21 protein-coding genes, 1 tRNA gene and 1 pseudogene are annotated in these 25,173 nt (G+C 67.5%); 12 read left to right on the top strand and 11 right to left on the bottom strand.

Annotated features, from left to right (window positions below; genetic code table 11):
• Positions 1-39 precede the first annotated feature (39 nt).
• Complete coding sequence (gene aceE / locus ACWGO0_RS27450) at positions 40-2,781, bottom strand: pyruvate dehydrogenase (acetyl-transferring), homodimeric type (RefSeq protein ID WP_453540505.1); 2,742 nt, start codon at positions 2,779-2,781, stop codon at positions 40-42.
• A gap of 436 nt (positions 2,782-3,217) precedes the next feature.
• On the opposite strand from aceE, the gene ACWGO0_RS27445 reads away from it, so the two are divergent.
• From ACWGO0_RS27445 to ACWGO0_RS27420, 6 genes are all read left to right on the top strand, one after another.
• On the top strand, positions 3,218-3,655 hold the full coding sequence (locus ACWGO0_RS27445; protein ID WP_030564649.1) for a DUF3052 domain-containing protein: 438 nt from the start codon (positions 3,218-3,220) through the stop codon (positions 3,653-3,655).
• Between the two features lie 142 nt (positions 3,656-3,797).
• Complete coding sequence (locus ACWGO0_RS27440; RefSeq protein WP_328909986.1) at positions 3,798-4,256, top strand: peroxiredoxin; 459 nt, start codon at positions 3,798-3,800, stop codon at positions 4,254-4,256.
• Positions 4,257-4,435: 179 nt separating this feature from the next.
• A complete protein-coding gene (locus ACWGO0_RS27435) occupies positions 4,436-5,011 on the top strand; it encodes a TerD family protein (protein ID WP_185302899.1) in 576 nt (191 codons plus the stop codon).
• 80 nt (positions 5,012-5,091) lie between these two features.
• Complete coding sequence (locus ACWGO0_RS27430) at positions 5,092-5,667, top strand: TerD family protein (protein WP_453540500.1); 576 nt, start codon at positions 5,092-5,094, stop codon at positions 5,665-5,667.
• A 67-nt stretch (positions 5,668-5,734) separates the two neighbouring features.
• Positions 5,735-6,886: a DUF475 domain-containing protein gene (locus ACWGO0_RS27425; RefSeq protein ID WP_453540497.1), complete on the top strand. Its 1,152-nt coding sequence runs from the start codon at positions 5,735-5,737 to the stop codon at positions 6,884-6,886.
• Between the two features lie 124 nt (positions 6,887-7,010).
• Positions 7,011-7,745, top strand: coding sequence for a TerD family protein (locus tag ACWGO0_RS27420; RefSeq protein ID WP_453540494.1), 735 nt, complete (start codon positions 7,011-7,013; stop codon positions 7,743-7,745).
• A 28-nt stretch (positions 7,746-7,773) separates the two neighbouring features.
• On the opposite strand, the gene ACWGO0_RS27415 is transcribed toward ACWGO0_RS27420, so the two are convergent.
• Complete coding sequence (locus ACWGO0_RS27415) at positions 7,774-8,676, bottom strand: TerD family protein (protein ID WP_453540491.1); 903 nt, start codon at positions 8,674-8,676, stop codon at positions 7,774-7,776.
• A gap of 217 nt (positions 8,677-8,893) precedes the next feature.
• Here ACWGO0_RS27415 and ACWGO0_RS27410 point away from each other — a divergent pair, with 217 nt between their 5' ends.
• From ACWGO0_RS27410 to ACWGO0_RS27400, 3 genes are read left to right on the top strand one after another with little or no spacing between them, the layout of a single operon-like run.
• Entirely contained in the window at positions 8,894-10,054 is a 1,161-nt protein-coding gene (locus ACWGO0_RS27410; protein WP_453540488.1) for an HpcH/HpaI aldolase/citrate lyase family protein, read from the top strand.
• A gap of 30 nt (positions 10,055-10,084) precedes the next feature.
• A complete protein-coding gene (locus ACWGO0_RS27405; protein WP_453540485.1) occupies positions 10,085-12,598 on the top strand; it encodes a phosphoribosyltransferase in 2,514 nt (837 codons plus the stop codon).
• Complete coding sequence (locus ACWGO0_RS27400; RefSeq protein WP_453540482.1) at positions 12,595-13,422, top strand: HAD family hydrolase; 828 nt, start codon at positions 12,595-12,597, stop codon at positions 13,420-13,422. Before ACWGO0_RS27405 ends, ACWGO0_RS27400 begins: the two co-directional genes overlap by 4 nt.
• 63 nt (positions 13,423-13,485) lie before the next feature.
• On the opposite strand, the gene ACWGO0_RS27395 is transcribed toward ACWGO0_RS27400, so the two are convergent.
• The 4 genes from ACWGO0_RS27395 to ACWGO0_RS27380 all read right to left on the bottom strand — a co-directional run bounded on the left by ACWGO0_RS27395 (position 13,486) and on the right by ACWGO0_RS27380 (position 16,699).
• A complete protein-coding gene (locus tag ACWGO0_RS27395; RefSeq protein WP_453540479.1) occupies positions 13,486-13,704 on the bottom strand; it encodes an FmdB family zinc ribbon protein in 219 nt (72 codons plus the stop codon).
• 29 nt (positions 13,705-13,733) lie between these two features.
• Positions 13,734-14,348: a DUF4383 domain-containing protein gene (locus tag ACWGO0_RS27390; protein WP_453540476.1), complete on the bottom strand. Its 615-nt coding sequence runs from the start codon at positions 14,346-14,348 to the stop codon at positions 13,734-13,736.
• A gap of 132 nt (positions 14,349-14,480) precedes the next feature.
• The gene (locus tag ACWGO0_RS27385) at positions 14,481-15,851 is read right to left on the bottom strand and encodes a hypothetical protein (protein ID WP_453540473.1); all 1,371 of its coding nucleotides are present in this window, start codon (positions 15,849-15,851) and stop codon (positions 14,481-14,483) included.
• A gap of 71 nt (positions 15,852-15,922) precedes the next feature.
• The gene (locus ACWGO0_RS27380) at positions 15,923-16,699 is read right to left on the bottom strand and encodes a DUF4097 family beta strand repeat-containing protein (RefSeq protein ID WP_453540470.1); all 777 of its coding nucleotides are present in this window, start codon (positions 16,697-16,699) and stop codon (positions 15,923-15,925) included.
• 238 nt (positions 16,700-16,937) lie between these two features.
• Between ACWGO0_RS27380 and ACWGO0_RS27375 the strand changes: the two genes are divergently transcribed.
• A tRNA-Val gene (locus tag ACWGO0_RS27375) sits at positions 16,938-17,012 on the top strand.
• A 100-nt stretch (positions 17,013-17,112) separates the two neighbouring features.
• Here ACWGO0_RS27375 and ACWGO0_RS27370 read toward each other — a convergent pair.
• The 3 genes and pseudogenes from ACWGO0_RS27370 to repSA form a co-directional block, all read right to left on the bottom strand.
• Positions 17,113-18,249: a tyrosine-type recombinase/integrase gene (locus ACWGO0_RS27370; RefSeq protein WP_453540467.1), complete on the bottom strand. Its 1,137-nt coding sequence runs from the start codon at positions 18,247-18,249 to the stop codon at positions 17,113-17,115.
• Positions 18,249-18,460 (bottom strand): annotated as a pseudogene (locus ACWGO0_RS27365) (excisionase family DNA-binding protein). Before ACWGO0_RS27365 ends, ACWGO0_RS27370 begins: the two are co-directional and overlap by 1 nt.
• Positions 18,457-19,884, bottom strand: a complete 1,428-nt coding sequence (gene repSA / locus ACWGO0_RS27360) for a replication initiator protein RepSA (protein ID WP_453540464.1) — start codon at positions 19,882-19,884, stop codon at positions 18,457-18,459. Before repSA ends, ACWGO0_RS27365 begins: the two are co-directional and overlap by 4 nt.
• A 140-nt stretch (positions 19,885-20,024) precedes the next feature.
• On the opposite strand from repSA, the gene ACWGO0_RS27355 reads away from it, so the two are divergent.
• Positions 20,025-21,272 (top strand): SLATT domain-containing protein, encoded by a 1,248-nt coding sequence (locus ACWGO0_RS27355; protein ID WP_453540461.1) that lies wholly within the window; start codon positions 20,025-20,027, stop codon positions 21,270-21,272.
• Between the two features lie 391 nt (positions 21,273-21,663).
• Here the strand turns inward: ACWGO0_RS27355 and ACWGO0_RS27350 are convergent, their stop codons facing one another.
• Positions 21,664-22,647 (bottom strand): DUF6414 family protein, encoded by a 984-nt coding sequence (locus ACWGO0_RS27350; RefSeq protein ID WP_453540458.1) that lies wholly within the window; start codon positions 22,645-22,647, stop codon positions 21,664-21,666.
• Positions 22,648-22,910: 263 nt separating this feature from the next.
• Complete coding sequence (locus ACWGO0_RS27345; RefSeq protein WP_453540455.1) at positions 22,911-23,549, bottom strand: hypothetical protein; 639 nt, start codon at positions 23,547-23,549, stop codon at positions 22,911-22,913.
• A 593-nt stretch (positions 23,550-24,142) separates the two neighbouring features.
• Between ACWGO0_RS27345 and ACWGO0_RS27340 the strand changes: the two genes are divergently transcribed.
• The gene (locus ACWGO0_RS27340; protein WP_453540452.1) at positions 24,143-24,775 is read left to right on the top strand and encodes a hypothetical protein; all 633 of its coding nucleotides are present in this window, start codon (positions 24,143-24,145) and stop codon (positions 24,773-24,775) included.
• The last annotated feature ends 398 nt before the right edge of the window (positions 24,776-25,173 follow it).

The following is a 25,173-nucleotide window of genomic DNA, read 5'->3' as shown; positions in this document are numbered from 1 at the left end:
ACCCTACGGTCGCGCCGCCCCTTCCCCGTCTCTGCCTGCTTACGCGTCGCCGCCGGCCGGACCCGGATCGGCCGCGGCCACATCCAGGAGCTCGTAGCGGTCGACCGCCGTCTTCAGGGCGGACCGGTCGATCTTCCCCTCCTTCGCGAGCTCGGTGAGCACCGCGAGGACGATCGACTGGGCGTCGATGTGGAAGAAGCGGCGGGCCGCGCCACGGGTGTCGGCGAAGCCGAAACCGTCCGCACCCAGCGACTGGTACGCGCCGGGAATCCACCGGGAGATCTGGTCCGGTACGGAACGCATCCAGTCCGAGACCGCGACGAACGGGCCCTCGGAGCCGGAGAGCTTCGACGTGACGTACGGGACGCGCTGCTCCTCCTCGGGGTGGAGCAGGTTGTACCGCTCCACGTCCACGGCCTCGCGGCGCAGCTCGTTCCAGGAGGTCGCCGACCAGACGTCCGCCTTGACGTTCCACTCCTCGGCGAGGATCTGCTGAGCCTCGACCGCCCACGGGACCGCCACACCGGACGCCATGATCTGGGCCGGGATCTGGCCCTTCTCGCCGCTCCGGTAGCGGTGGATGCCCTTCAGGATGCCCTCGACGTCCACGTCCGCGGGCTCGGCCGGGTGCTGGATCGGCTCGTTGTAGACGGTGAGGTAGTAGAAGACGTCCTCGTTCTCCTCGGGCGTCCCCCCGTACATCCTGCGCAGGCCGTCCTTGACGATGTGCGCGATCTCGTACCCGAAGGCCGGGTCGTACGCGACACAGCCCGGGTTCGTCGATGCCAGGAGCTGCGAGTGGCCGTCCGCGTGCTGGAGGCCCTCACCGGTCAGCGTCGTACGGCCGGCGGTGGCGCCCAGCACGAAGCCGCGCGCGAGCTGGTCGGCCATCTGCCAGAACTGGTCACCGGTGCGCTGGAAACCGAACATCGAGTAGAAGACGTACACCGGGATCAGCGGTTCGCCGTGCGTGGCGTACGCCGATCCGGCGGCGATCAGCGACGCCGTGCAGCCGGCTTCGGAGATGCCGTCGTGCAGCATCTGCCCGGTCGGCGACTCCTTGTAGGCGAGGAGCAGTTCGCGGTCCACCGCCTCGTACTGCTGACCGAGCGGGTTGTAGATCTTCGCACTCGGGAAGAACGCGTCCATACCGAACGTGCGGTACTCGTCGGGCGCGATCAGCACGAAACGCTTGCCGATCTCCTTGTCCCGCATGAGGTCCTTCAGGATGCGGACGAACGCCATGGTGGTGGCGATCGACTGCGTACCCGAACCCTTCTTCGCGGTCGCGTACGTCTTCTCGTCGGGCAGGGCCAGCGGCTTCGCCCGCACCACACGCGTCGGGACGTAACCGCCCAGACCCTTGCGGCGGTCGTGCATGTACTGGATCTCTTCGGACTTGCGGCCCGGGTGGTAGTACGGCGGGTAGCCCTCGTCCAGCTGCTTGTCCGTGATCGGGATGTGCAGCCGGTCACGGAAGCGCTTGAGGTCCTCGACCGTCAGCTTCTTCATCTGGTGGGTCGCGTTGCGGCCCTCGAAGTTCGGCCCCAGGGTCCAGCCCTTGACCGTCTGCGCCAGGATCACCGTCGGCTGGCCCTTGTGGGCCTTGGCCGCCGCGTACGCCGCGTAGACCTTCTTGTGGTCGTGGCCGCCGCGCCCCAGGTGCAGGATCTGGTGGTCGGACATGTCCTTGACCATGTCGCGCAGCCGCGGGTCGTCGCCGAAGAAGTGATCACGGATGTACGCACCGGTCTCGGTGGCGTACGTCTGGAACTGCCCGTCCGGCGTGGTGTTCAGCTTGTTGACCAGGATGCCCGTGCGGTCCTGCGCGAGCAGCGGGTCCCAGGTGCGGTCCCAGACCAGCTTGATGACGTTCCAGCCGGCGCCGCGGAACTGCGACTCAAGCTCCTGGATGATCTTGCCGTTGCCGCGGACCGGGCCGTCGAGGCGCTGCAGGTTGCAGTTCACGACGAAGGTCAGGTTGTCCAGACCCTCACGGGCGGCGATGGACAGCTGGCCGAGCGACTCGGGCTCGTCCATCTCGCCGTCACCCAGATACGCCCACACGTGCGACTTGGAGGTGTCGGCGATGCCGCGCGCCTCCATGTAGCGGTTCATCCGGGCCTGGTAGATCGCACCGAGGGGGCCGAGACCCATCGAGACGGTCGGGAACTCCCAGAAGTCCGGCATCAGCCGCGGGTGCGGGTAGCTGGACAGGCCGTTCGGAGCCTTCGACTTCTCCTGGCGGAACGCGTCGAGCTGCGCCTCGCTCAGCCGGTCGAGCAGGAACGCGCGGGCGTAGATCCCGGGGGACGCGTGCCCCTGGAAGAAGATCTGGTCGCCGCCGTCGCCCTCGTCCTTGCCGCGGAAGAAGTGGTTGAAACCGACGTCGTACAGCGACGCGGAGGACGCGAACGTGGCGATGTGACCGCCGACGCCGATCCCGGGACGCTGGGCGCGCGAGACCATCACGGCCGCGTTCCAGCGGGTCGCGTTGAGGACCTTGCGCTCGATCTCCTCGTCGCCGGGGAAGAACGGCTCGTCCTTCGTGGCGATCGTGTTGACGTAGTCCGTACTGCGCATCTCGGGCACGGCGACGCGCTTCTCGCGCGCGCGCTCGATGAGCCGGAGCATCAGATAACGGGCCCGCTCACGGCCGCGCTCGTCCACGGCGGCGTCGAGGGAGTCGAGCCATTCCTGGGTCTCTTCGGGATCGAAATCCGGGACCTGGCTCGGAAGGCCGCCAATGATGATCGGGTTGCGATCGGATCCGGAAGCCACGCTGTTCCTTCGCTGTTCGGTGCTGCTCTACGGGGCCTGGTTACGGGGAACGTACCCCCGGGACATCTGCTGTGCGCCGCCTCCATCGTGTACCGCGAGGGCGCAAACGTCATCTCTACCGTGGGGTAACGAGTCAGTCCCGGACCAAACCGCAACCATACGCCCAAGCCGTCCAAGCGTTCCCAAAGGCTGTTCGACTCCGATTGGCGGATCGAAACGGCATAAGCTGAGGAAGGACGTAAACGGATTGGGCGATATCGAAGGCCCTGCGGGAGACTGGCCGGAGCTTGCGGCGACGTGGCAGGGAACGTCACCGTTTAGGCGGTCTCACGCGCTGGGTACTTGCGCGATTCGCCGAGCCCGTGTGGACTACGGCCAACGCCCCGCGTACGCGCGTGGGTGAAGCATTTTCCGAAACATGATCAGGAGGCAACCCGTGAGCGCGACCGCGGACCACGCGGAGGAGCGGACCAACCCGGCAGCACGCCTGGGGTTCGAGCCCGGACAAGTGGTCCAGGAGATCGGCTACGACGACGACGTCGAGCTGGAGCTCCGTGAGGGCATTGAGGCCACTACCGGCCAGGAACTCGTCGATGAGGAGTACGACGACGTCGCTGACGTCGTTCTGCTCTGGTTCCGCGACGAGGACGGCGACCTTACGGACGCGCTGGTGGATGCCATTGGTCTGCTCGAGGACGGCGGTACGGTCTGGCTGATGACGCCCAAGACCGGCCGTGACGGATACGTCGAGCCGAGCGACATCAACGAGGCTGCCCAGACAGCCGGTCTCGCCCAGACCAAGAGCATCAGTGCGGGCAAGGACTGGACGGGCAGCCGTCTGGTCACCCCCAAGGGGGCCAAGGCCAAGCGCTGAACCCTCTCCCACCACCCGGGGCCCCCGACGGCATCGCGCCGCCGGGGGCCTTCGTACATGTACGCGCAGGGTCACTGCATAGGGTGGGGATACCCGGACGGACCGGTCCGGGTATGCGGTGAAGTACTGAAGGGACGCGTTCATGGCGATCGAGGTCGGCACCCTGGCCCCGGAATTCGAGCTGAAGGACAACCACGGGCGGACCGTGAAGCTCTCCGACTACCGCGGCGAGAAGAACGTCGTGCTGCTCTTCTACCCGTTCGCCTTCACCGGTGTCTGCACGGGCGAGCTCTGCGCGCTGCGCGACGAACTGCCCCGGTTCGAGAACGACGACACCCAGCTGCTCGCCGTCTCCAACGACTCCATCCACACCCTGCGCGTCTTCGCCGAGCAGGAGGGCCTCGAGTACCCGCTGCTCTCGGACTTCTGGCCGCACGGCGAGACCTCGCGGGCGTACGGCGTCTTCGACGAGGAGAAGGGCTGCGCCGTGCGCGGCACCTTCATCATCGACAAGGACGGCACGGTCCGCTGGGCCGTCGTCAACGGCCTCCCGGACGCCCGGGACCTCAAGGACTACATCAAGGCCCTCGACTCGATCTGATCCCCGACGGCTCCCCGGCCGCTGCCCGGCCGGGTCCTGATCCGGGAGATCTCCTGGCGACGCCCGGCCAAAGGCCTGTCTCGGCAGGGAACCGGTCACTAGGATCGAATCGTTGATCCGATACCAACGCACGATGGGGACGCTGGTTCTGCCGGCCCCTGAAACCTATGGGAGGACTCGTGGGAGTCAGCCTCAGCAAGGGCGGCAACGTCTCGCTGACCAAGGCCGCGCCCAACCTGACCGCGGTCATCGTCGGTCTGGGCTGGGATGCCCGTACCACCACCGGCGGCGACTTCGACCTCGACGCCAGCGCGCTGTTGACGGGTGTCGACGGCAAGGTGGGCAACGACGGCAACTTCGTCTTCTTCAACAACCTCAAGAGCCCCGACGGGTCCGTCGAGCACACCGGTGACAACCTCACCGGTGAGGGCGAGGGTGACGACGAGGTCGTCAAGGTGAATCTGGCCGGAGTCCCGGCCGACGTCGACAAGATCGTCTTCCCGGTCTCGATCTACGAGGCCGAGAGCCGTCAGCAGAGTTTCGGTCAGGTCCGCAACGCGTACATCCGCGTGGTGAACCAGGCCGACAACACGGAGCTCGCGCGCTACGACCTGAGCGAGGACGCCTCGACGGAGACCGCCATGGTCTTCGGAGAGCTGTACCGCAACGGTGCGGAGTGGAAGTTCCGCGCCATCGGCCAGGGTTACGCCTCGGGGCTGCGCGGTATCGCGCAGGACTTCGGCGTGAACGTCTGAGCCACGCCAGTATTTCCCGTCAGGCGCCGCACCATGTGCGGCGCCTGACGTTCTCATCCATCGACACGGGGAGGACACACATGGGCGTCACGCTCGCCAAGGGAGGCAATGTCTCCCTCTCCAAGGCCGCACCCAACCTCACCCAGGTGCTGGTCGGGCTCGGCTGGGACGCGCGCTCCACCACCGGAGCGGACTTCGACCTCGACGCCAGCGCGCTGCTGTGCCAGTCGGGCCGCGTGCTCGGAGACGAGTGGTTCGTGTTCTACAACAACCTCACGAGCCCCGACGGCTCCGTGGAACACACGGGCGACAACCTCACGGGGGAGGGTGACGGCGACGACGAGTCGGTCATCGTGAACCTCGACCAGGTGCCCGCGCACTGCGACAAGATCCTCTTCCCGGTGTCGATCCATGAGGCGGACAACCGGGGGCAGACGTTCGGGCAGGTCAGCAACGCGTTCATTCGCGTGGTGAATCAGGCGGACGGCCAGGAGCTGGCACGGTACGACCTGAGTGAGGACGCCTCGACGGAGACCGCGATGATCTTCGGTGAGCTCTACCGGTACGGCGGGGAGTGGAAATTCCGTGCAGTCGGGCAGGGGTACGCGTCGGGGCTGCGGGGCATCGCTCTAGACTTCGGGGTCAACGTTTCGTAAAGCCGCGTACGCGCGGGGGAGCCCCTCACTCACCGGGGGAGGTCCGTACAAACACGATGGGGTGCCAGTGATTCTGAAAACCTTCGGCTGGTCGTTCGCGGTTACCGCGCTCGGCCTGGTCGCAGCGGTGTTCTACGGGGGATGGCAGGCGTTCGGCATTGTTGCGATCCTGTCGGTCCTGGAGATCTCGCTGTCCTTCGACAACGCGGTGATCAACGCCGGAATCCTGAAGAAGATGAATGCCTTCTGGCAGAAGATCTTCCTCACGATCGGTGTGCTCATCGCGGTCTTCGGTATGCGGCTGGTCTTCCCCGTCGTGATCGTCGCCATCAGTGCCCAACTCGGCCCCATCGAGGCCATCGACCTGTCGTTCAACGACCCCGACAGGTACAAGGAACTGGTCACGGACGCCCATCCGTCGATCGCCGCGTTCGGTGGCATGTTCCTGCTGATGATCTTCCTCGACTTCATTTTCGAGGACCGTGACATCCAGTGGCTGCGCTGGATCGAGCGCCCGCTCGCCAAGCTCGGCAAGGTCGACATGCTGTCGGTCTGCGTCGCGCTGATCATCCTCATGATCACGGCGATGACCTTCGCGACCCAGGCCCACCAGCACGGCGGCGGGCACGCGGACAAGGCGGAGACCGTCATGCTCTCCGGCATCGCGGGTCTGATCACCTACCTCGTCGTCGGCGGTCTGTCCGGATTCTTCGAGAACAAGCTCGAAGAGGAGGAGGAGCGCGAGCACGAGGCCGAGGAAGAGGCCAAGAAGACCGGCAAGCAGGTCTCCGCGGTCGGACTCGCCGGTAAGGCCGCGTTCTTCATGTTCCTCTACCTCGAGGTCCTCGACGCGTCCTTCTCGTTCGACGGCGTCATCGGCGCCTTCGCCATCACCAACGAGATCGTGCTGATGGCCCTCGGCCTCGGTATCGGTGCCATGTACGTCCGTTCGCTCACCGTGTACCTGGTCCGCGAGGGCACGCTTGACGACTACGTCTACCTGGAGCACGGCGCGCACTACGCGATCGGCGCGCTCTCGATCATCCTGCTGATCACCATCCAGTACGAGATCAACGAGTTCATCACGGGCTCCGTCGGCGTCGTGCTGATCGCCTGGTCCTTCTGGTCCTCGATCCGCCGGAACAGGGCGCTCGCCGCGGCCGGCGGCGACGGGGGCGGCAGCTCCGGTTCCAAGGCGGAAGTCTCCTCCGGGGTGTGACCCGGTAGGGAATGAGGAACGCTCTCTCTGCGGGGCGGCCCATACGGCGGCGGTTCTCCGGAACCGTCCCGGGGCCGCCCCGCAGTGACGTACAGGCACCACCGGAAGAATGTGGGGGGTTGGGATGGCCTTCTGGGACAGCCTGTGGCCGGGGCGGGAAGCACAGTTCGAGGCGGGCAACTCCGCGACGAACTCCATCGTGCTCTCCAAGCGCCACTCCACGGTCTCACTGAGCAAGCAGGGCGCCCTGTCCGGGAATCTTCGCGTCAACCTCTCCTGGAGGATGCGCAGCTCGGACATCGAGGGCAGGTCACGGCAGGGCGGACGGCTGCTGCGCCCCCTGAAGCTCTTCAAGCCCGACGTCGTCCAGGCGCACACCCAGGGCGTGGTCAACGTCGACCTGGACCTGGGCTGCATGTACGAGCTGAAGGACGGCACCCGGGGCGTGGTGCAGCCGCTGGGCAACCTGATCGGTGATCTGAACGGGCCGCCGTACATCCGGCTCAGCGGCGACGACCGCTTCGGGGCGCCGTCGGGGGAGACGGTCTACGTCAACCTGGACCAGCGCGACCAGTTCAAGCGGCTGCTGTTCTTCGTGTACATCTACGACCGGACGCCGGCCTTCGACCGTACGCACGCCAAGGTGACGCTCTACCCCGGCAACGGCCCCCGGATCGAGATCGAACTCGACGAGAGGGCCCCGCAGGCCCGGTCCTGCGCCGTGTTCACCGTCGAAAACGTCAAGGACGAGCTGATCGTGCGGCGCGAGGTGAAATTCGTATACGGCTTCCAGTCCGAACTGGACCGGCTGTACGGCTACGGCATGCAGTGGGGCCGCGGCTACAAGACCCGGGCCTGAGTCCAGGCCCGGGTCTCGCGTCCTGGACTCAGGGCCTGACGAACTGGGGGCCCTGCGGGGGCAGCACGAAGTTCGGGTCCGGGGCGTACGCCGCAGCGGCGGCGGGCTGCGGATAGCCGTACGCGGGCGGAGCGGCGGCCGGCTGCGGGTACCCGTACGCCGGCTGGGCCGGGGCGGAGTGCTGCGCGGCGGGCTGCGGGTATCCGTACGCGGGCTGCTGGTGCTGCACCGTGGCCTGGGCGTCGGGTGCGGCTGCGGGCGCGGGCGGGAAGGGCGGCGCGGGCACGGCCTGACCGGGTGCGTCGTGGCCGGGTACGTCCTGACCGGGTACGCCCTGATTGGGTACGGGCGCGGGGCCCTGGGACGGCCCCTGGGCCGGGTCCGTGGCCGTCTCGTCGACCGAGATGCCGAACGCCGTCGCGAGCCCGACGAGGCCCGTCGGATAGCCCTGCCCTACCGCCCGGAACTTCCAGCCGTCGCCGCGCCGGTAGAGCTCGCCGCAGATGATGGCGGTCTCCTCGCCCGTCTCCGGCCTGACGTCGAAAACGGCCAGCGGATCGCCGTCCGCCGACGCCGCGTCGTACAGCAGGATGCGCAGGTCCCTGACCTGTTCGAAAGCCGCCCCGTCGGAGGAAGCGGAGATCACCACCTGGTCCACCGAAGGGTCGAGCGCGGAGAGATCCGCCTCGATCGTGTCGGTGAGCCCCTCGGGGACGCTGCGCTTGGGCAGCCGTCGTACCAGGCCGGAGGGGTGCCGGGGCTGGTTGTAGAAGACGAAGTCCTCGTCGGAACGCACCCGGCCGGAGGCGCCGAGCAGCAGGGCCGATGCGTCCACATCGGGGATGCCGGCGCCCGGGGTCCAGCGCAGCACGGCCCGTACGGCCGTGGCATCGAGGGGGACGTTCGAGCCCTTCAGCATCGCGTGCGTCATGCCCGTCATCCTGCCTGCTGCCTGCCCGAACGGACAACGCGGGGGCCCGACGGGTTTCGGTGGCGGCATTACGGGTGGAGTGGCGATACCTCGCGGCGAGTGCGTGTAATGGACGGGTTACCCGAAATTCATGCCTCTGGGGAACTGTCGACACCCGTCCGTACGTACTATTACCGGCCATACGTTGTCCGGCCGGTCAGGCAGTACGGGGGATCACATGCGTCATTTCGGGCATATCTCGCCCGCTGTCCGGGAGGGCCTGTTCCTCCAGGAGCCGTGCGAATTCGGCGCGGACTCGCCCGCCCGCATGCTCTCGGCCGCCCTCGGCGCCACGCTCTACAGTCCCGCGACCCGGCCGCGCCTCGCCGACGACGTGATCAAGCAGGCCGGTCGCGGAGTCGTCTCCATGGTGCTCTGCCTGGAGGATTCGATCGACGACGCGGAGGTCGCGGACGGCGAGGAGAACCTGGTCAGGCAGTTCGCGGACCTCGCGGAGAGGTCCACGGAGACGCCACTGCTCTTCATCCGGGTCCGGGCCCCCGAACAGATCACCGACCTGGTGGCCCGGCTCGGCAGCTCGGTCCGGCTGCTGTCCGGATTCGTACTGCCGAAATTCACCGAGGAGCGCGGCGTCCTCTTCCTGGAGGCCCTCGCGAGCGCCGAGGCGGCCAGCGGCCGGCGGCTCTTCGCGATGCCGGTCCTGGAGTCGCCCGAACTGCTGCACCTGGAGACCCGGGCGGAAGTCCTCCAGGGGATCGCCCGCACCGTGAACAAGTACCGCGACCGGGTTCTCGCGCTGCGGCTCGGCGTCACCGACTTCTGCTCGGCCTACGGGCTGCGCCGGGCCCCCGACATGACGGCGTACGACGTCCAGATCGTCGGCGCGGTCATCGGCGACGTCGTGAACGTGCTGGGCCGGGCCGACGGCACGGGCTTCACGATCACCGGTCCTGTGTGGGAGTACTTCAGGCTCCAGGAGCGCATGTTCAAGCCCCAGCTGCGCCGCAGCCCCTTCGCGGGGCGGGCCGAGGAACTGCGTACGGCCCTGATCGAGCACGACCTGGACGGACTGCTGCGCGAGATCGAGCTGGACCGTGCCAACGGGCTGCTCGGCAAGACCTGCATCCACCCGTCCCACGTGGTGCCCGTGCACGCACTGTCCGTGGTCAGCCACGAGGAGTTCAGTGACGCGCAGGACATCCTGCGGCCGGAGCGCGGCGGCGGCGGAGTGCTCCGCTCGGCGTATACGAACAAGATGAATGAAGTGAAGCCGCACCGCGCGTGGGCCGAGCGCACCGTGCAGCGGGCCGAGGTCTTCGGTGTGGCGAAGGAAGACGTCGGGTTCGTGGAGCTGCTGGCCGCGGGCCTGGCGGAATGAGCGCGCATCAGTGCATATCAGCGCGTATCGATGAGCGAGCGCGCGACGAGGGAAGAGACAGTGGACGTGGAGTGGACGGGCAGCTGGGTTGCCGAGCGGCTGGGAGTCGAGCTCGTCGGCGACGGGGAGCTCCGGGAGCTGCTGGGTCTCGCCCTGCGCCGCAACCCGAAGCGGGCACACCTGCTCGTATCGAACGTGCTGGGCAAGCACGTGCCGCAGAAGCCCTCCGTGGTCTACGGGACGGGCTTCGAGCTGGGGGAGAGGGTACGCGACCTCCTCGGTGAGGCGGAGGCCCGCCGCGCCGTCGTCCTGGGCTACGCGGAGACGGCGACCGGCCTCGGCCACGCGGTCGCGGACGGGCTCGGTGTGGCGCCGTACCTCCACTCCACGCGCCGCCCCGTCGAGGGCGTGGCCCGTGCCGGCGGCTTCGAGGAGTCGCACTCGCACGCCACCTCGCACCTGCTGCTGCCCGAGGACCCCGCCCTGCTCTCGGGCGGCGCCTCCGATGCTCCGCTGGTCCTGGTCGACGACGAGTTCTCCACGGGCAACACCGTGCTGAACACGATCAGGGCCCTGCACGAGCTGTACCCCCGTGAGCGGTACGTCATCGTGGCGCTGGCGGACATGCGGTCCGCGGCGGACCGGGGACGCCTGGCGGACTTCGCGGGCGAGATCGGCGCCCGCGTCGACCTGGTGGCGCGGAGCGCGGGGACGGTGCTCCTGCCGGACGGGGTGCTTGAGCGCGGACAGGAGCTGGTGGCGGCCCAGGAGGCGCGGCAGGCGGCCGTGGCGCCCTCCGGCGGGGCGACGCCGCTCAGCGGGGCGAAAGCGGCCCGCACCCGGATCGAGCTTGCGTGGCCCGACGGCGTCCCCGACGGCGGACGGCACGGCTTCACCCCGACCCACCGCGGGGCCCTGGAAGCGGCGCTGCCGGGCATGGCGGCCCGTATCGACGAAGCGCTGGGCGACGCCCGACGCGTACTCGTCCTCGGCTTCGAGGAGCTGATGTACGCCCCGCTCCGCCTCGGCACGGCCCTGGAGGCGGTCTCGGCCGCCGAGGTGCGGTACTCCACCACCACGCGCTCCCCGGTCCTCGCCCTCGACGACCCCGGGTACGCGATACGCAGCCGACTGGTCTTCCCGGCCCATGACGACCCGGCGGACGGCCCGGGCGACCGGTACGCGTACAACGTCGCCGGGGCCGGGTTCGACGCCGTCGTGGCCGTGGTGGACTCCACCGCGGACACCCCCGCGCTGCACGCCCCCGACGGCCTGCTGGCGCAGCTCGCCGCCCACACCGATCACGTCCTGCTGGCAGTGGTCCCCTCCCACGCCCCTTCTCCGGCTCCTTCCCGCGCTCCGTCGCTCGCCCCTTCCTCCCCCGAACGGCAGGAGCCCGCCATGCTGCCCGAGCCTCTCCGAGGCCCCGCCTTCTCCTCCTACGCGGCCCAGGACGTCGGCTGGCTGCTCCAGGACCTCAGCGGCACCGAGCTGGAAGCGCCCACCGAAGAGCGCGAGGAAGCGATACAGAGCGGTGGCGCGCACTACGCCGAGTCGCTTCCCGTCGAATACCAGCCGACACCTCAGTACCAGGACCTCTTCAAGGCCGCGCTGGACACCTCGGCCGCCCGGGTGGCCCTGGCCGTCGGCACCGTCACCGAGACCGTCCTCGCCGAACGATCCCCCCGCCCCGTACTGGTCTCGCTGGCGCGGGCCGGCACCCCCGTGGGCGTCCTGATGCGCCGCTGGGCCCAGTACCGGTACGGACTCGACCTGCCGCACTACGCCGTCTCCATCGTGCGGGGCCGGGGCATCGACGCCAACGCCCTGCGCTGGCTGGCGGCCCACCACGACCCGGCCGACGTCGTCTTCGTCGACGGCTGGACGGGCAAGGGCGCGATCACCAGGGAACTCGCCGCCGCCCTCGCGGAGTTCGAGGGCTTCGACCCCGAGATCGCGGTCCTGGCCGACCCGGGCGGCTGCGTCCGCACCTACGGCACCCGCCAGGACTTCCTCATACCCTCCGCCTGCCTCAACTCCACGGTCTCCGGCCTCATTTCCCGTACGGTCCTGCGCGCCGACCTGGTCGGACCCGACGACTTCCACGGGGCGAAGTTCTACCGGGAGCTCGCCGGAACCGATGTCTCCGGCCACTTCATCGACACGGTCGCCGACCGCTTCGGCGAGGTCGTGGACGCGGTGGACGCCGACGTCAAGGAGCTGCTCGCGGCCGACCGCGCCCCCACCTGGGAGGGCTGGGCCGCCGTCGAGCGGATCAGCGAGGAGTACGGCATCAACGACGTGAACCTCGTCAAGCCGGGCGTCGGCGAGACAACACGCGTACTGCTGCGCCGAGTTCCGTGGAAGATCCTCGCCAAGCGCGGCGCGGGCGCCGACCTCGACCACGTACGACTGCTCGCCGAACAGCGTGGCGTGCCGGTCGAGGAGGTCGACGAACTCCCGTACACCTGCGTGGGGTTGATCCACCCGCAGTTCACCCGGGGCGCCACGGGCGCGGACGGCAAGGCGGTGACGGGGAAGTGAGCGCACAGGTGACACTGGTCGCGAGCGACCTCGACCGCACCCTCATCTACTCGGCAGCCGCCCTCAACCTGCCCATGCCGGACGCGGAAGCCCCCCGGCTGCTCTGCGTCGAGATCTACGGGCACAAGCCGTTGTCGTACGTCACCGAGACGGCGGGAGCGCTGCTCGAAGCGCTGGGCGGAAGCACGGTCTTCGTGCCCACCACCACCCGCACCCGCGAGCAGTACCACCGCATCCATCTCCCCGGCCCCGCCGCGCAGTACGCGATCTGCGCCAACGGCGGTCACATCCTGGTCGACGGGGTCTCCGACCGGGACTGGCAGCGGCAGGTGGCGGCCCGGCTCGCCGACGAATGCGCCTCCCTCGCCGAGGTCAGGGCCCACCTCGTCGCCGTCGCCGACCCCGCCTGGCTCCTCAAGGAACGGATCGCCGAAGACCTCTTCGCCTATCTCGTCGTCGAACGCTCGCTGCTGCCCGAAGGCTGGGTGAAGGAACTGGCGGACTGGGCGGACGGCCGGGGCTGGACGGTCTCGCTCCAGGGCCGCAAGATCTACGCCGTACCGAGGCCGCTCACCAAGAGCGCCGCGATGAACGAGGTCGCACGCCGCTGCGGCGCCTCCCTGACCCTCGCCGCCGGTGACTCGCTCCTCGACGCGGACCTGCTGCTCGCCGCGGACCGTTCCTGGCGCCCCGGCCACGGCGAACTCGCGGAAAGCGGCTGGAGTGCGCCTAACGTCGAGGTACTGAGCGAAACGGGCGTCGCGGCGGGCGAGGAGATCCTGCGCCGGTTCATCGGCGCCGCGGGAGCGGAGCGACGCCGGTAGCCGGGCGGGTCAGCGGCGGGCAGCCGGGGTCAGAGGCGGGTCAGCGACGGGGCAGAGGCGGGGTCAGCCGCAGCAGCCGCCCCCGCAGCATCCACCTCCGCCCCCGCCACCGGCCGATGCGGGCGCGGACTGGGCGGCGCCGCCCACGGCAACGGTGGAGAGCAGCTTCGTGGTGTCCTCGTGCCCGGCGGGGCAGGTGGCGGGATCGGAGGACTCCGCCATCGGGCGGCTGACTTCGAACGTGTCTCCGCAGGGGCGGCAGCGGTACTCATAGCGAGGCATGCCCCAAGGGTAGAGCCAGAGGACAAGCCCTAGCGCCGTACCTCGGGCATCTGCGGGACCCTCCGGCGGCGTCGGGCTTCGTACGCGGCCTGCTCGGGGTGACGGGCCTGCCAGTACGGGTTGTCGTGCGGAAGGCGGCCACTGACTCTCCCGTACATGCCGAAGAACATCAGCATCACGCCGACCACGAAGCTGAACAGCACGTTCTGGATGCGGAAGGCGAGGAAGTTGAGACCGGTGTCCAGCAGAGCGAGATTGACGAACCCGCTCAGAATGAACGCGATCCCCAGGACCATGTTGAGCGTCGAGGCGACATTGCCGCCGATCACCATCCCGGCGAAGAGCAGCAGCCCCACGCAGATGGACAGGACGCTGAGGGCGCCGTTCGTGTTGAGGCCGGCCACCGTGTCGCCACCGGTGTCGAAGAAACCGACCTTGTCGACGAGGCCCAGAATGCCGAAGACGAGCAGAACGAGCCCGGTCAGCCCCGCCCCGACGCGGTAGACCTGACTGAGCCGGTGATCGACCGGGAGATGCTCATCGAGCCGCACGTTCCGGGCCCACCGCCCCGACGACGGACTCGACGCATGCCTCGGACGAAGGGCATGAGGGACGTGAGGTGCATGTGGGACGTGCGAAGCCATACGAGCCTCCTCCGGCCGCAGGCAGACTCCAAGGCGGACACTTCCAGGATCAGCCCACGACAGCGCCGGGACAAATGCGGCGCCCACGCCCTGACCCCGTACCGCTGGCCACACCCCGCACCGGCCCCTGCGTCACGCCCCGCCCCCGCGCTCCTCACGAATGGCGGAGACGACGCGGGCCACGGACTGCCGCACGGTTTCGGTCTCGGTCAGGAAGTGCCAGTAGTCCGGGTGGCGCCCGTCCAGCCCCGCGACGGCCGAGCCCAGCCGGGCCACGGCGTCGTCCAGCGGCCGGGCATGGCGCGGATCGGGGGTGTTGCGCCCGGCCATGGCCAGCCGCTGCGCGTCCCGGATCGCGAAACGGGTCCGCTGGATCTCCTGCTGCGGGTCCTTCGCCACCGCGTCCAGGCGCTGCAGGCGGTCACCGGCGGCGGACACCGCCTCGTCGGTCGCGTTCAGCAGGGCGCGGACCGTGCTCAGCTGCGCCGTCGCATCGGGCCAGCGCTGCTCGTCGCGAGCCTTGGTGGCCTCCGCGAGCTTCTCCTCGGCCTGCCGGATGTTCACCACGGCCTGCTCCGGAACGGGCTGAAGATCCTGCCAGCAGGCAGCAGAGAACCGGCGCCGCAGCTCGCTCAGGACCGGTTCGACCGACCCGGCGCGCGTCGTGAGTGCCTGGGCGCGCGTACGGAGCGAGACGAGCCGCCGGTCGATCTCGGCAGCCCGCTCCGGAAGCCGGTCCGCTTCCGCCCGTACGGCCTCGGCGTCCCGCAGCACCTGGTCGGCCCGCTGCAAGGTCTCCGCCACGCCGTGCCGGCCGGCACCCTGATTGAGCCGCGTCAGCTCCGGCGCCAGAGCCGCGAGCCGCGCCGCGAGGTCGTCGGCGCGCAGCCCGGAGGCCCGTACGGCATCGAGGGCATTGCTCGCCCCGAGCAGCGCCTGCCGCGCGCGCTCCACGGCGGGCGCGAGCCGGGCGAGCTGTGTCTCGGCGCTGCCGAGCAGCGGCCCGAGACCTTGCGTGAACCGGTCGAGCTCGCCCTTGACCCGTACGAGCTCGTCCTTCGCCCTGGTCAGCTCCGCCGCGGCGCGGGCGGCGACAGCCGGCTCCAGATCGTGCCGGTCGAGGTCGTGAGCGTCGACGGCGGTGATGTACGTATGGCTCACCTCGTCGATCCGCCGCCCCAGCGCGGCGAAGTCGTCGACGGCCTTGCGGGCCCGGGACGAGCTGTCCACGGCGGTGATGGTCTCGATCGAGATCAGCAGATCGCGCTGAGCGGTGTCGAGCTCGTAGAAGGCTGCTGCGGCGGCGTCCTTCGCCGCCTGGGCGTCGGCCCGCTGATTGTTCTCACCACGACCGCCGAACCAGCGGCGCGTCCCCCCGCTCGCGAAGGCGGCCGGCAGCGCGGCGGCCAGCAACGGAACGGGCAACAGCATCAGTGTCAGGACATCCCTGACGACGGAACCCCCACCCGCTCTCGCCTGTGGCCGCGCGTGTGTCGCCGTCACATCCCTCTCCCGTGCCGTTTCGCCCTGCCTGGTTCATTCTCCCACCAGGTAAGGACGAACACACGGGTCGGTTAGTTCGCGCTTCGGACGGTGACTTCGCCGTTGTCGCTGCGCGCCCTCACCACATGCGGGCTGTCGTCGCTCCGCGGCACCTTCACGGATACGTCCCCGTTGTCGGCCTCGGCGGACACGGAGTACGCGTCCTCGCCCGCGGGCAGCTCGATGACGATCCCCCCGTTGTCGCTGACGGTCTCCACCAGCGACGGCACGCTGCTGAAAGCCAGCCGCACGGAACCGTTGTCCGCCTGGGCGTCCACGGACGCAGCGGAGATCTGCTCCGCCACGACCTCCCCGTTGTCGCTCCTGAGCTTCAGCGCCCCACTGGAGTCCCGGACCGCGACCCGGCCGTTGTCCGACGCAAGATCGAGCCGCGTGTCGAACCCGGACGCGGTGACCTCCCCGTTGTCCCCTTCCACCGTCACGGACACCCCACGCGGCACCTTCACTTGATGGTGCGCTTCGCAGTCGCTGACCATCGCCGGGCACTTCACGCCAAGGCGCAGAACCCCGCCATCCATCTCCCAGAAGGCCTCGGGCCCCTTCCCCAGCACGACCCACCCATCGAACCGCCGCGTCACCTCGACCTGCCGCACATCGGCCGGCACGAGCTCCACACCGGAATTCTCGGCATCGATGCTCAGCACCTTGCCGCTGAGCGCGAACGACTTGTTCTCGGCGGGAGCATCATCGACATCGGTACCCCCGCACCCACTGAGAGCAGCAACAAGCACAAGAACCCCGCCGGTGGCGCCGAGGGCGCCGGTGAGTGTGTGCGTACGCAAGGTCATGGTGGTCGGTCCCCCAGATAGTGCCGCCGGTATGCCCTCACCGTATGTACTCGCACCCTCCTGGAGGCATCCGGACGGCTACCGTCTCGGGGGTGGGGCTAACCCCCGCACGTTTGCTTGGCACCCCGGGACGCTCTTCGGCACTTTGCGGCACTCCTCGGCACGGGGTGAGCCCGGGCGAACGGGAACCGGTTTGCGGGGAGGGGGCGTGAGCCATGTAATCTGTTGCCTCATCCACGGGTGCGTAGCTCAGGGGTAGAGCGCTGCTCTTACAAAGCAGATGTCGGCGGTTCGAAACCGTCCGCGCCCACCAGCAGGACACACGGAAAAGGCCCAGGTCACCGGCGGTAAGCCGAGAGCCTGGGCCTTGTTCGTTCCTCCGCGAATCCGGCGGGGGAGTGGCGTCGTGCCACTTACGTGCCAGATGCGTCGTCGGGCTCTGCCGGCCGGGCCTTTCTGATCTGCTCGTCGACGTGGGCGGCGATCGCGTGGTCGCGGCCGTTCACCAGGTGCTGGTAGATCAGCGCGGCACGCACAGACGAGTGGCCCGTCCGCTGCATCAGTTCGCGCGTGGTCGCACCGCCGGTCGCGGCGAGGGTGTTCCCGGTGTGGCGCAGATCGTGGAAGTGGACGTCTCCCAGACCTGTTGTTTCCAGGGCCCGCAACCACAGGCGGCGGAAGTTGTTCCGCCGAAGCTGTCCGCCCCTCGCTCCCGTGAAGAGCAGCCCGGTGCGACCCGGCTCGGCGTAGGCAGTGAGGTGGGCAGCCAGGCTCTCCGTCAGCGAGGCCGGGAAGGCGACGGTGCGCACACCGGCCGCACTGTTGGGCGCCTTGACCAGGATGCCGTCCGTGCGGGTCTCGGCCAGGGCACGCCGTACGGCGACGGTCCGCCGCTCGAGGTCGACGTCATGGCGCTGGAGTGCGGCGAGCTCCCCGAAGCGGAGGCCGGTGAAGGCCGCCAGGAGGATGAACACTCGGAAGCGCGCCGGCACGGCGTCGGCGAGCTGGAAGACCTCGGTGACATCGAGGAACGGCCGCTCGGCTGTCTTGGCCGCCCCTGCGCCCTTGATGCGGCAGGGGTTGCGCTGGATAACCTCGTCGTCGACCGCGGTGTTCATGATGGCGCGGAGGATCTGATACGCCTTGGCGACCGTCGGCTCACCGACGCCGGACTCCAGGAGGCCAGCGCGCCAGCGGCGGATCTGCGCTGTCGTGATCTCGCTCAGGACCACGTTCGCGAAGGTCGGCAGGATGTGGAGGCGTAGAGCGCTGCCGTTGCGTTCGCGGGTGGTTGCCGCGTAGTCGCGCTCCTTGAACCAGGCGTCGGCGTAGACCCCGAAGAGGACCTTGTCGTCCGGGTTCTTCCATCGGCCGTCGAGGATCTCTGCTTCCTTGCGGACGAGCCACCGATCAGCATCGGTCTGAGTGGGGAAGGTCTCCGGCGCCGAACGCAACAGACCATCCGGGCCGGGATACCGGGCCTGAAAGCGACCGGACGGCAGCTTGCGGACCGAACCGAACCCTCGGCGTTTGCCCTTCTGGTTCGCCATCAGGCCACCGCCCCGAAGCGCCGCCGACTCGTGACGATCGGCTGGACGGTGTTAGCCGCGATGAAGTCAGCCAACGCGCTCTCAGGAATGCGGACATGCCGCCCCACCTTCACGAACATGATCCGCCGTTCGGCGATCAGGCGCCGGGGGAAGCGCGTGGTTGTACCGAGGAGTTGAGCGCCTCCTCCACGGTGAGCAGTCGGTCAGTCATGCGGCCATGTCTCCTTCCAGGGTGAGGGCATCGCGTGCGGTTTCGCGGTTGTGTTGCAGGCCTCTGGCGATTGAGGCGGCGAGTACGGATTCGCCTGGGCTGTGGCCTTGTCCGGCGTACTGCCAGTCGGTGAGGACGAGGACGGTCGGGTCCTGGTCCGGGTCGGGCAGGCCGAGTTCTTCGCGTTGTTGGGCGGCGCGGTAGTCGGCGCGGATCTTGCGGAGTGCGCCGAGGGTGGTGGAGTAGCGGCGGGACTTGGAGGAGAAGTGGCCGCGGAAGCCGAGCATGTGAGCCCACGCGCTCAGCCGCCGGTCCGGGTAGAGCGCGTCGAGGTCGAAGCAGGCTTCGATGAGGCGGCGCGGGTGGTCGGGTACGCCGAGGAGGACCAGGGCCTCGCGGTTGCCGACGCGGCGGTCGATGGTGCCGGTGGTCTCGGCTGCTTTGGTGGCGTACTTGGCGACGTAGGAGGCGACGGCCTGTTCGGTGATGTCGGTCCCGGCGTCGAAGGCGCGGATGGGGCGGATGTCGAGCTGGGTCCCCCAGCGCAGCGGGCGAGCGGGTTGGCCGGCGGCGGCCGGGACGGTGGTGGTCGTGTACGCGTGCACGGCGGCCGCGCGGATGGAGTCGTCGAGCAGTTGCACCGATGCCCAGGAGGGCGGTGGGCTGTCGGGTCCGTCCGGGCCGTCGAGGCGTATGACGGCGTGGAAGTGGACTGCCCCGCGTTTCTGGAACTCGGCGACCTTGCCGTACGAGACCCGCGCGGTTTCCTTGAGTTCGCGTTGGGTGAGGCCGGCGCGGGCGGCGATCTCGCGCCGGAGCCGGTTGGTGAAGCGCTGCCACAGGTCCCCGGCATGGTTGTTGAAGAGGACCGCGCCCGCGTAGTCGTACGACTCGGGATCGAGCGGAGTACCGAGGGCCTCGTCGTCAGGACGGTGGGCGGTGCCGCAGCGGCAGCGTCCGGAGTCGGGGCGGTTGTGAACCGGGCCGAAGGAAGGGGCGGTGAGCGTGGCGAAGACGCGGGGGTGGTCGCGGACGGTGGCGGGGACGTCCTTGTCCTGGTCGCCCGCGAGTCCGGCGCGGATCAGGTGGTAGGTGTCGGCGGAGTAGGTCCAGGCGCAGGCCGGGCAGCGGGAGGCGCGGCGGTTGCCGCATGCGACGCGGAGCCTTCCGCCGGGCTCGGTGTCGGTGGAGTAGCGGTACAGGGTTTGGCCGGTGGTCTTGTCCTTGGTGAGGGTCCAGCCGGAGAGGTGGATGGGGTTGGAGCAGCCGCCGGTGCGGCGGATCTGGTCCTGCCAGCGGTCGAAGCCGGTGGACCCGGCCACCCGCAGCAGATCGCCGAGGGTGGCCGGGCCGCTCCACGGTGTGTGGGTCGAAGGCGGACGGGATGGAAGCTGGGGTAAATGGTGGGTTGAGCGAGCGTGCAAGCGCGAGGCCTGAGGCACCCTTCAGGGGCAGGGGTGGGCAACTCCACTCCCCGGCAGGAGAGTTACGTGCTTGTGGAGAACAGGGGGCGGTAGCGTGCCGTCGACGCACACCACCACCCTCGACCGGGAGCCACTCCACGATGTCTGGCCTTACCGACGTGCCGCGCGAATATGAACCCGAGACCGCTGGCAGTTACGAACCGTGGGTGGGGGATGTCCTGCATCACCTCGCATACGAAGACCAGCGGCTATCCGAGGCCGACATACTCACCCCCCTCCCCGAGGACTTCGTATTGACCTGGGAGGGCGTAGCCGCGATCCTCTCCGCCGCTTGGAAGACCGATAGAGAAGAACTCAAGTGGACCATAAATGTCCAAATAGCCAGGCAGGTCAGATATGACAGTGACGGCGCTTACGTCTTCCATCAAAGGTATGGGTCACCTGACCGATACAAGCCGTACATGCGACTTGAGAGCGTTTTCGCCGCGGACTCGGATTCCACTTGGGGCCGCCTCGTTGAAGAGGTGATTGAATCCCTCAATGACCCAAAACAAGAATATGGATGGAGTCTAGAGCCCACTCAACAGCACGAATACGCGAACAGCGTTATCACCTACCGTCGGGGCGTAGCGACAGCGGAGCGCCGTATACGCAGGGCTCTTCTGTCGCGGTGGCTCCGGCTGGTACCGCTTGCGGTGACGCCGCTAGTTCTCGCAGTGGCCGGGTGGGGAAACCTGTGGTCGGAAGAAGTACCGGACCTACGCACGTTCAACATCGTGACCATCGCGGTGATACTGGTCCTAGTGGTGGTGTTCCTGGTCGGCTTCCTTCTGCGGGTGAAGGACGAGAAACATGGTGTCAGGCCGGTGTTTCTGCTCCGCAGAGAACTGGAGATCATCCATGACCAATGGATCCTCAACGCCTCACAGGCGCGCCCCACGCGGGAGCATAGAAACAGCTACCGGGAGCGCATACCGCGGGTGGTAGAGCGTCTGAGGCGGGATACACGGTTCTACCGGCGTATTCATAACTGGTTCCAGTGGGGGGTGTTCTTCGCGTCCGTGGGTACCACGGCGACTACGGCTTTCTGGGAGACCCCGCAGCCGGGTAAGGCGATCCTGATCGTGCTGGGGTCGTTCCTGGCGTTCGCAACTGCGGTGACGGGCTATTTCAAATTCCGTGAGCGGGCATACAACCTTCAGCAGACCGCGGACCAGGTAGAGCAGCACGTCACGGCCTTCGATCTGGGCATTACGCCATACTCGGATGCGGACGCGGCGGTAAACCTGGAGAGGTTCGCGGAGAACGTAGAGTTGCTGCGGGTGGAGCAGCGCAAGCGGGAACAACAGTTGGAGCAGCCGCATCAGGGGCAGGCCGACGTCATCTGACTCGCAGTAGGACGGCAGTCAGTACGGCCAACCCGAACGACGCGGCACCTCGTGTGAAACCCTTCGCAGTCGACTAGGCAGCACCCACCGGGTCAGACGAAGTCGACTTCCGGTACCACCCCGTCCCCCGGCTCGCCCGCGACCTACTCGAACCGCCCGGCGAGGAGTAAGGGATCGCGCGAAGCCTGAGTGTCTAGCTGCGTGACAACGGCGACACACAACCGCGAACACCCGTGGACGTCAGTGGACCATCAGCGCAGGTAACAGGCACAGCAGCCCAAGGATAGCGAGCGGACCCAATTGCTTCGGGATGAAGAGGTGTGCGGGTCGAGTCCGCTCGAAGCGCGCACCCGCCCGGCACCACCCCGGCCTTCGCTGGGGACTGCTCACGTCATTCGGCAACTACCAGGGCGCCACTCCGAGGAATTGACCGATAGACGGCAAAGGGGATGAGCGAAAAGCCCGGCTGCTGCGGAAGGTCAATGAACCCAAGGCGGCCGAGATTTCGCATTTGAGCATTCATGGCTTCGGCGAACTTCGCCCGATTCAACGAGCCGTCCACGTTGTGGAAATTCATATCGGGCAGAGAGGTCTCCTCTGTGCCATAACTCCCAATGCTGCCGACCACGGTCCACTCTTGTTGCTCTGCACCGTATCGAGCGAACAGAATGTCCGATTCGCTGTCCAGGTATTGACGCCCTTCCTGGAGGCGCGAGTTGATAAGGATACCCTCTGCTGGAGCGAGGTTCACGTGAAGGCCGGGCGCGAAAACGCCCTTAGAGACTCGCACGAACGCTCTCAGGGTTTTTCCATCGGCGCCCCCGATGTCAGGGAAGTCAGGGATTGATTCCTCTAGTGCGGGCCCGTCCGTCATTCTTTGCTTAGGCGCCCGCCCTTGCTGTCCTCCCTGTCTGCTCTTTCCTTGACTTGCTGGCTTGGCAGTTGGCAGGTGGCCGAGATCGTTGAGCCCCATCACCACGGAACCAAAGGCAGCAAATGCTGAGGCCGCATAGCGCGTATCGAACAAGGAGCCCATGGCCGTGATTCTGACCAACGACCCTGGCGGCAAATCCTTCTTCAATTCACCGGACCTCCACTGCTGCGCGTCAGAGACTTCTTCAGATACGTCCCGAAGTAGCGATTCCGACTCTAGAGCTTCTTCGAGCATCGGGAACAAGGCGTCACCAAGCGACTTATTGGTGTACGTCTCAGTTCCGGTGCCTTGGAAATATTGGCCGGCAACGCGCGGTCCGACAGTTGTCCCCCTTTCTTTGCGTTCGGTCTCCCTGGATTCCTCCGCAATGCCTCCATCGAGCTGAGCCAACATTGCCCTGACTTTGTCAGTGTCTACGTACAGGAACTCCCGCAGAATCATGCACCCCTCCTCTCGGGGTGTGCGTATCGTAGGTCACGTGTATCGGCGATGATGCGCTTCGCCGATATTGGCACTAGGTGTCCGAGTTCTGGCACTGAGTGCCCCTGGTTGTCTCCTGCTGATCCTGCCGCAGTTCCCTCTCGTTCAGCGCGGTCTGTGTTCCGTTTGACCGCTACCCCGGCGCGAACGCAGGTGAACAGCTTCGTACACCGCTCAGCGGGCATCAACAGACTTGAAAGCGTGTCCCATCGCAGGAAGCCTGACTACAACTGTTCCTCGACGACACGTCGAAGAGCAGGGGTGTCCGTGTCGTCGGCCCAGCGGACGTATTGAAAACCCTTGCCCTGTGGTACGAGGTCGCTGACTTTTTCAAGGAAGGAGCGAGTGGGCTCTGCCTGGTTACAGACGACGATGAATGCGTCAAGGTCCGGCTCAACGAATGCTCGGAGCACCCGGTCTTCAACTCTGCGCCTGTCGACAGTCCTGCTCGGGTCGCCGAAGAGAATCTCAACACCGACCCGCTTACCTTCGCGTGTCACCAAAACGTCGTACCTAGATGCGCCCCGCCGATCTTGGCGGGGCTCAACAACACTTGCACCGAAGGCGGAAGTCAGGCGATCGACAACAACTTCCTCGTACGCGAAGTGAGACATGCGCGAGATGTGCTCGTTCTTCTGGACCTCGGGGGCGACTGTCGTGGCGGCGGTAGCTACTTGAAGTGCCTGCTCAGGGGTACCAGCTTGGCTTAGCTGCTGCTCTACCCGCTCCTCGAAGGTCATCCCCCCATCAATGAGGGATACAGATGTAATCCGACGGCCCATGACGGCGATGATCAGAAGGACCGCTCCAACAGTGACGAGCGCAACGGGACCAGCCTCCACCTCGGTGATGAAGACGGCCACTGCGCCAGCACCTAACGCGGCTGCGCCAGTAAGGCCAAGCGTCCAGCGGGCTGTAGGGGCGAGCTTGCCAGCTGCGGCACGCTGGGCTGCGCGCTGGCTGCGGCCGGCCTTCCAGCGGGCTACGCGGCCGGGGACCTCGGTAGGTCGGTTGACAGGTGTGGTCATGACGCGCAGCGTAGGGGACTCACGGAAGCGTGACTGGCTGTTTGCAGCGCAAGGCCAAGGGAGTCACGGAGAACATTCGGCGGCGCAAGAAGCGAGAGCTTCACTGACATCCACGGTTGACATCAACACCAGCAGACGCTGACGCCACCCTGCGTCCCAGCACAGCCAGCGCGGTCAGTCAGATCCACGGTAAACCGAGCGGGGTTCGAGCTTACAAGTCAGGTGTCAGCCAGCCCGCCCCGGCCCGATCGGTCCCTGCCGAAGCATGGAATGAAGCCGTTCCACCTAGTCAGAGGATCGAACCGGTACGGACCGCTCGTGATTCTCAAGCTTCAGAGCATCCGTCGCCGCGGCATTCCTCGTGTCCAGCCAACAAGGGCTCGCTGGCGCGGGTTTGAGGAGCGCGGGTGGTGCCCAGAATCCCAAGCATGAGCAGCTGGTGGGAACTGGTGGCCCAAACAGCCAGTGCGCTCATAGGCACGCTGGCCGGCGGCGCCATCACAGTGCGCGTCGCCCGATGGCAAACTGCAAGAACCATCGCGGCCCAAGCCGAGTTGGCTGCCTCTCAGGAAGCGGCCAACAGCGCATTGGCACGGCGACAGTGGGCGCGGCAGCGTTCCGCAGAGGCTGCGCAGCGGCTCTTGGAACGGCTCGCAGAGCTTTACGCGTGGCTACCATCGCTGCCAGACCTGTTGCTGGAGGAGCCTCAGTTGAGCCTGCAGGCTAAAGAGTGTTGCGCGGCAGCCCTCGGTTCGGTCCGTCAGGGCATGCAAACTGACCTTCTCTCCGTGGGAGACGATGACGTTCGCGCCCGATACAGGACACTAGTGAAGCTGTGCTTCGACGTTGGGTGGCGCGGCATCGGCCAAGACAACCGCGAGCGTCAGATTCGCGACGTACGCGGCTACCTGCGCTACGTCCAGTCCACGCTGGAGGCCGTGATCGATGCAACCCCCTTGCCAGATGACTGTGAGGCGCCAGTCCTTGAGCGGAGTGGTGAGCAGTCTTGGCTTCCTCCAGCGCTGCCGTGGCATTGGCAAGACCCGGCCGACGGCAGTTGAAGAGGTCGACGACGTCTCGCGTGCCAGGTTCGTGCCAGAACGTACGGTCAGTCACGGTCAGATAGGGGACGAGAAGGAGCATGCACTAGTTGGTCGGTGCGGCACCTTCATAAGGTGGCTGGCCCGGGAAGACCGATCGGCGGCCGGCGCCAGGCTTACAAAGCAGTTGTCGGCGGTTCGAAACCGTCCGCGCTCACCAGTAGGAATCACGGCAAAGGCCCAGGTCACGGCAGTAAGCCGTGACCTGGGCCTTGTTCGTGGGCTCCCACCCCGGCCACCTTCGACCCAGGAAGAGCCGAGCAGGCGCGGCCCAAGGCGTCCGCGCCTGCTCGCAGAGCCAAGTAATTCGGCCGGTACTCTCCCGGTCATGACGGCATCGCCGGCAGGATCCGAGGCAG

The organism is Streptomyces sp. NPDC055749 (genome assembly GCF_053617235.1).
This window is presented reverse-complemented; position numbering and strand designations above follow the sequence as displayed.

Coding starts and splice junctions, on each gene's coding strand:
- ACWGO0_RS27440 (WP_328909986.1), top strand. CDS start 3,798: ATGGCGATCGAGGTCGGCACCCTGGCCCCGGAATTCGAGCTGAAGGAC.
- ACWGO0_RS27430 (WP_453540500.1), top strand. CDS start 5,092: ATGGGCGTCACGCTCGCCAAGGGAGGCAATGTCTCCCTCTCCAAGGCC.
- ACWGO0_RS27420 (WP_453540494.1), top strand. CDS start 7,011: ATGGCCTTCTGGGACAGCCTGTGGCCGGGGCGGGAAGCACAGTTCGAG.
- ACWGO0_RS27415 (WP_453540491.1), bottom strand. CDS start 8,676: ATGACGCACGCGATGCTGAAGGGCTCGAACGTCCCCCTCGATGCCACG.
- ACWGO0_RS27410 (WP_453540488.1), top strand. CDS start 8,894: ATGCGTCATTTCGGGCATATCTCGCCCGCTGTCCGGGAGGGCCTGTTC.
- ACWGO0_RS27405 (WP_453540485.1), top strand. CDS start 10,085: ATGAGCGAGCGCGCGACGAGGGAAGAGACAGTGGACGTGGAGTGGACG.
- ACWGO0_RS27395 (WP_453540479.1), bottom strand. CDS start 13,704: ATGCCTCGCTATGAGTACCGCTGCCGCCCCTGCGGAGACACGTTCGAA.
- ACWGO0_RS27390 (WP_453540476.1), bottom strand. CDS start 14,348: ATGGCTTCGCACGTCCCACATGCACCTCACGTCCCTCATGCCCTTCGT.
- ACWGO0_RS27380 (WP_453540470.1), bottom strand. CDS start 16,699: ATGACCTTGCGTACGCACACACTCACCGGCGCCCTCGGCGCCACCGGC.
- ACWGO0_RS27370 (WP_453540467.1), bottom strand. CDS start 18,249: ATGGCGAACCAGAAGGGCAAACGCCGAGGGTTCGGTTCGGTCCGCAAG.
- ACWGO0_RS27355 (WP_453540461.1), top strand. CDS start 20,025: ATGTCTGGCCTTACCGACGTGCCGCGCGAATATGAACCCGAGACCGCT.
- ACWGO0_RS27350 (WP_453540458.1), bottom strand. CDS start 22,647: ATGATTCTGCGGGAGTTCCTGTACGTAGACACTGACAAAGTCAGGGCA.
- ACWGO0_RS27340 (WP_453540452.1), top strand. CDS start 24,143: ATGAGCAGCTGGTGGGAACTGGTGGCCCAAACAGCCAGTGCGCTCATA.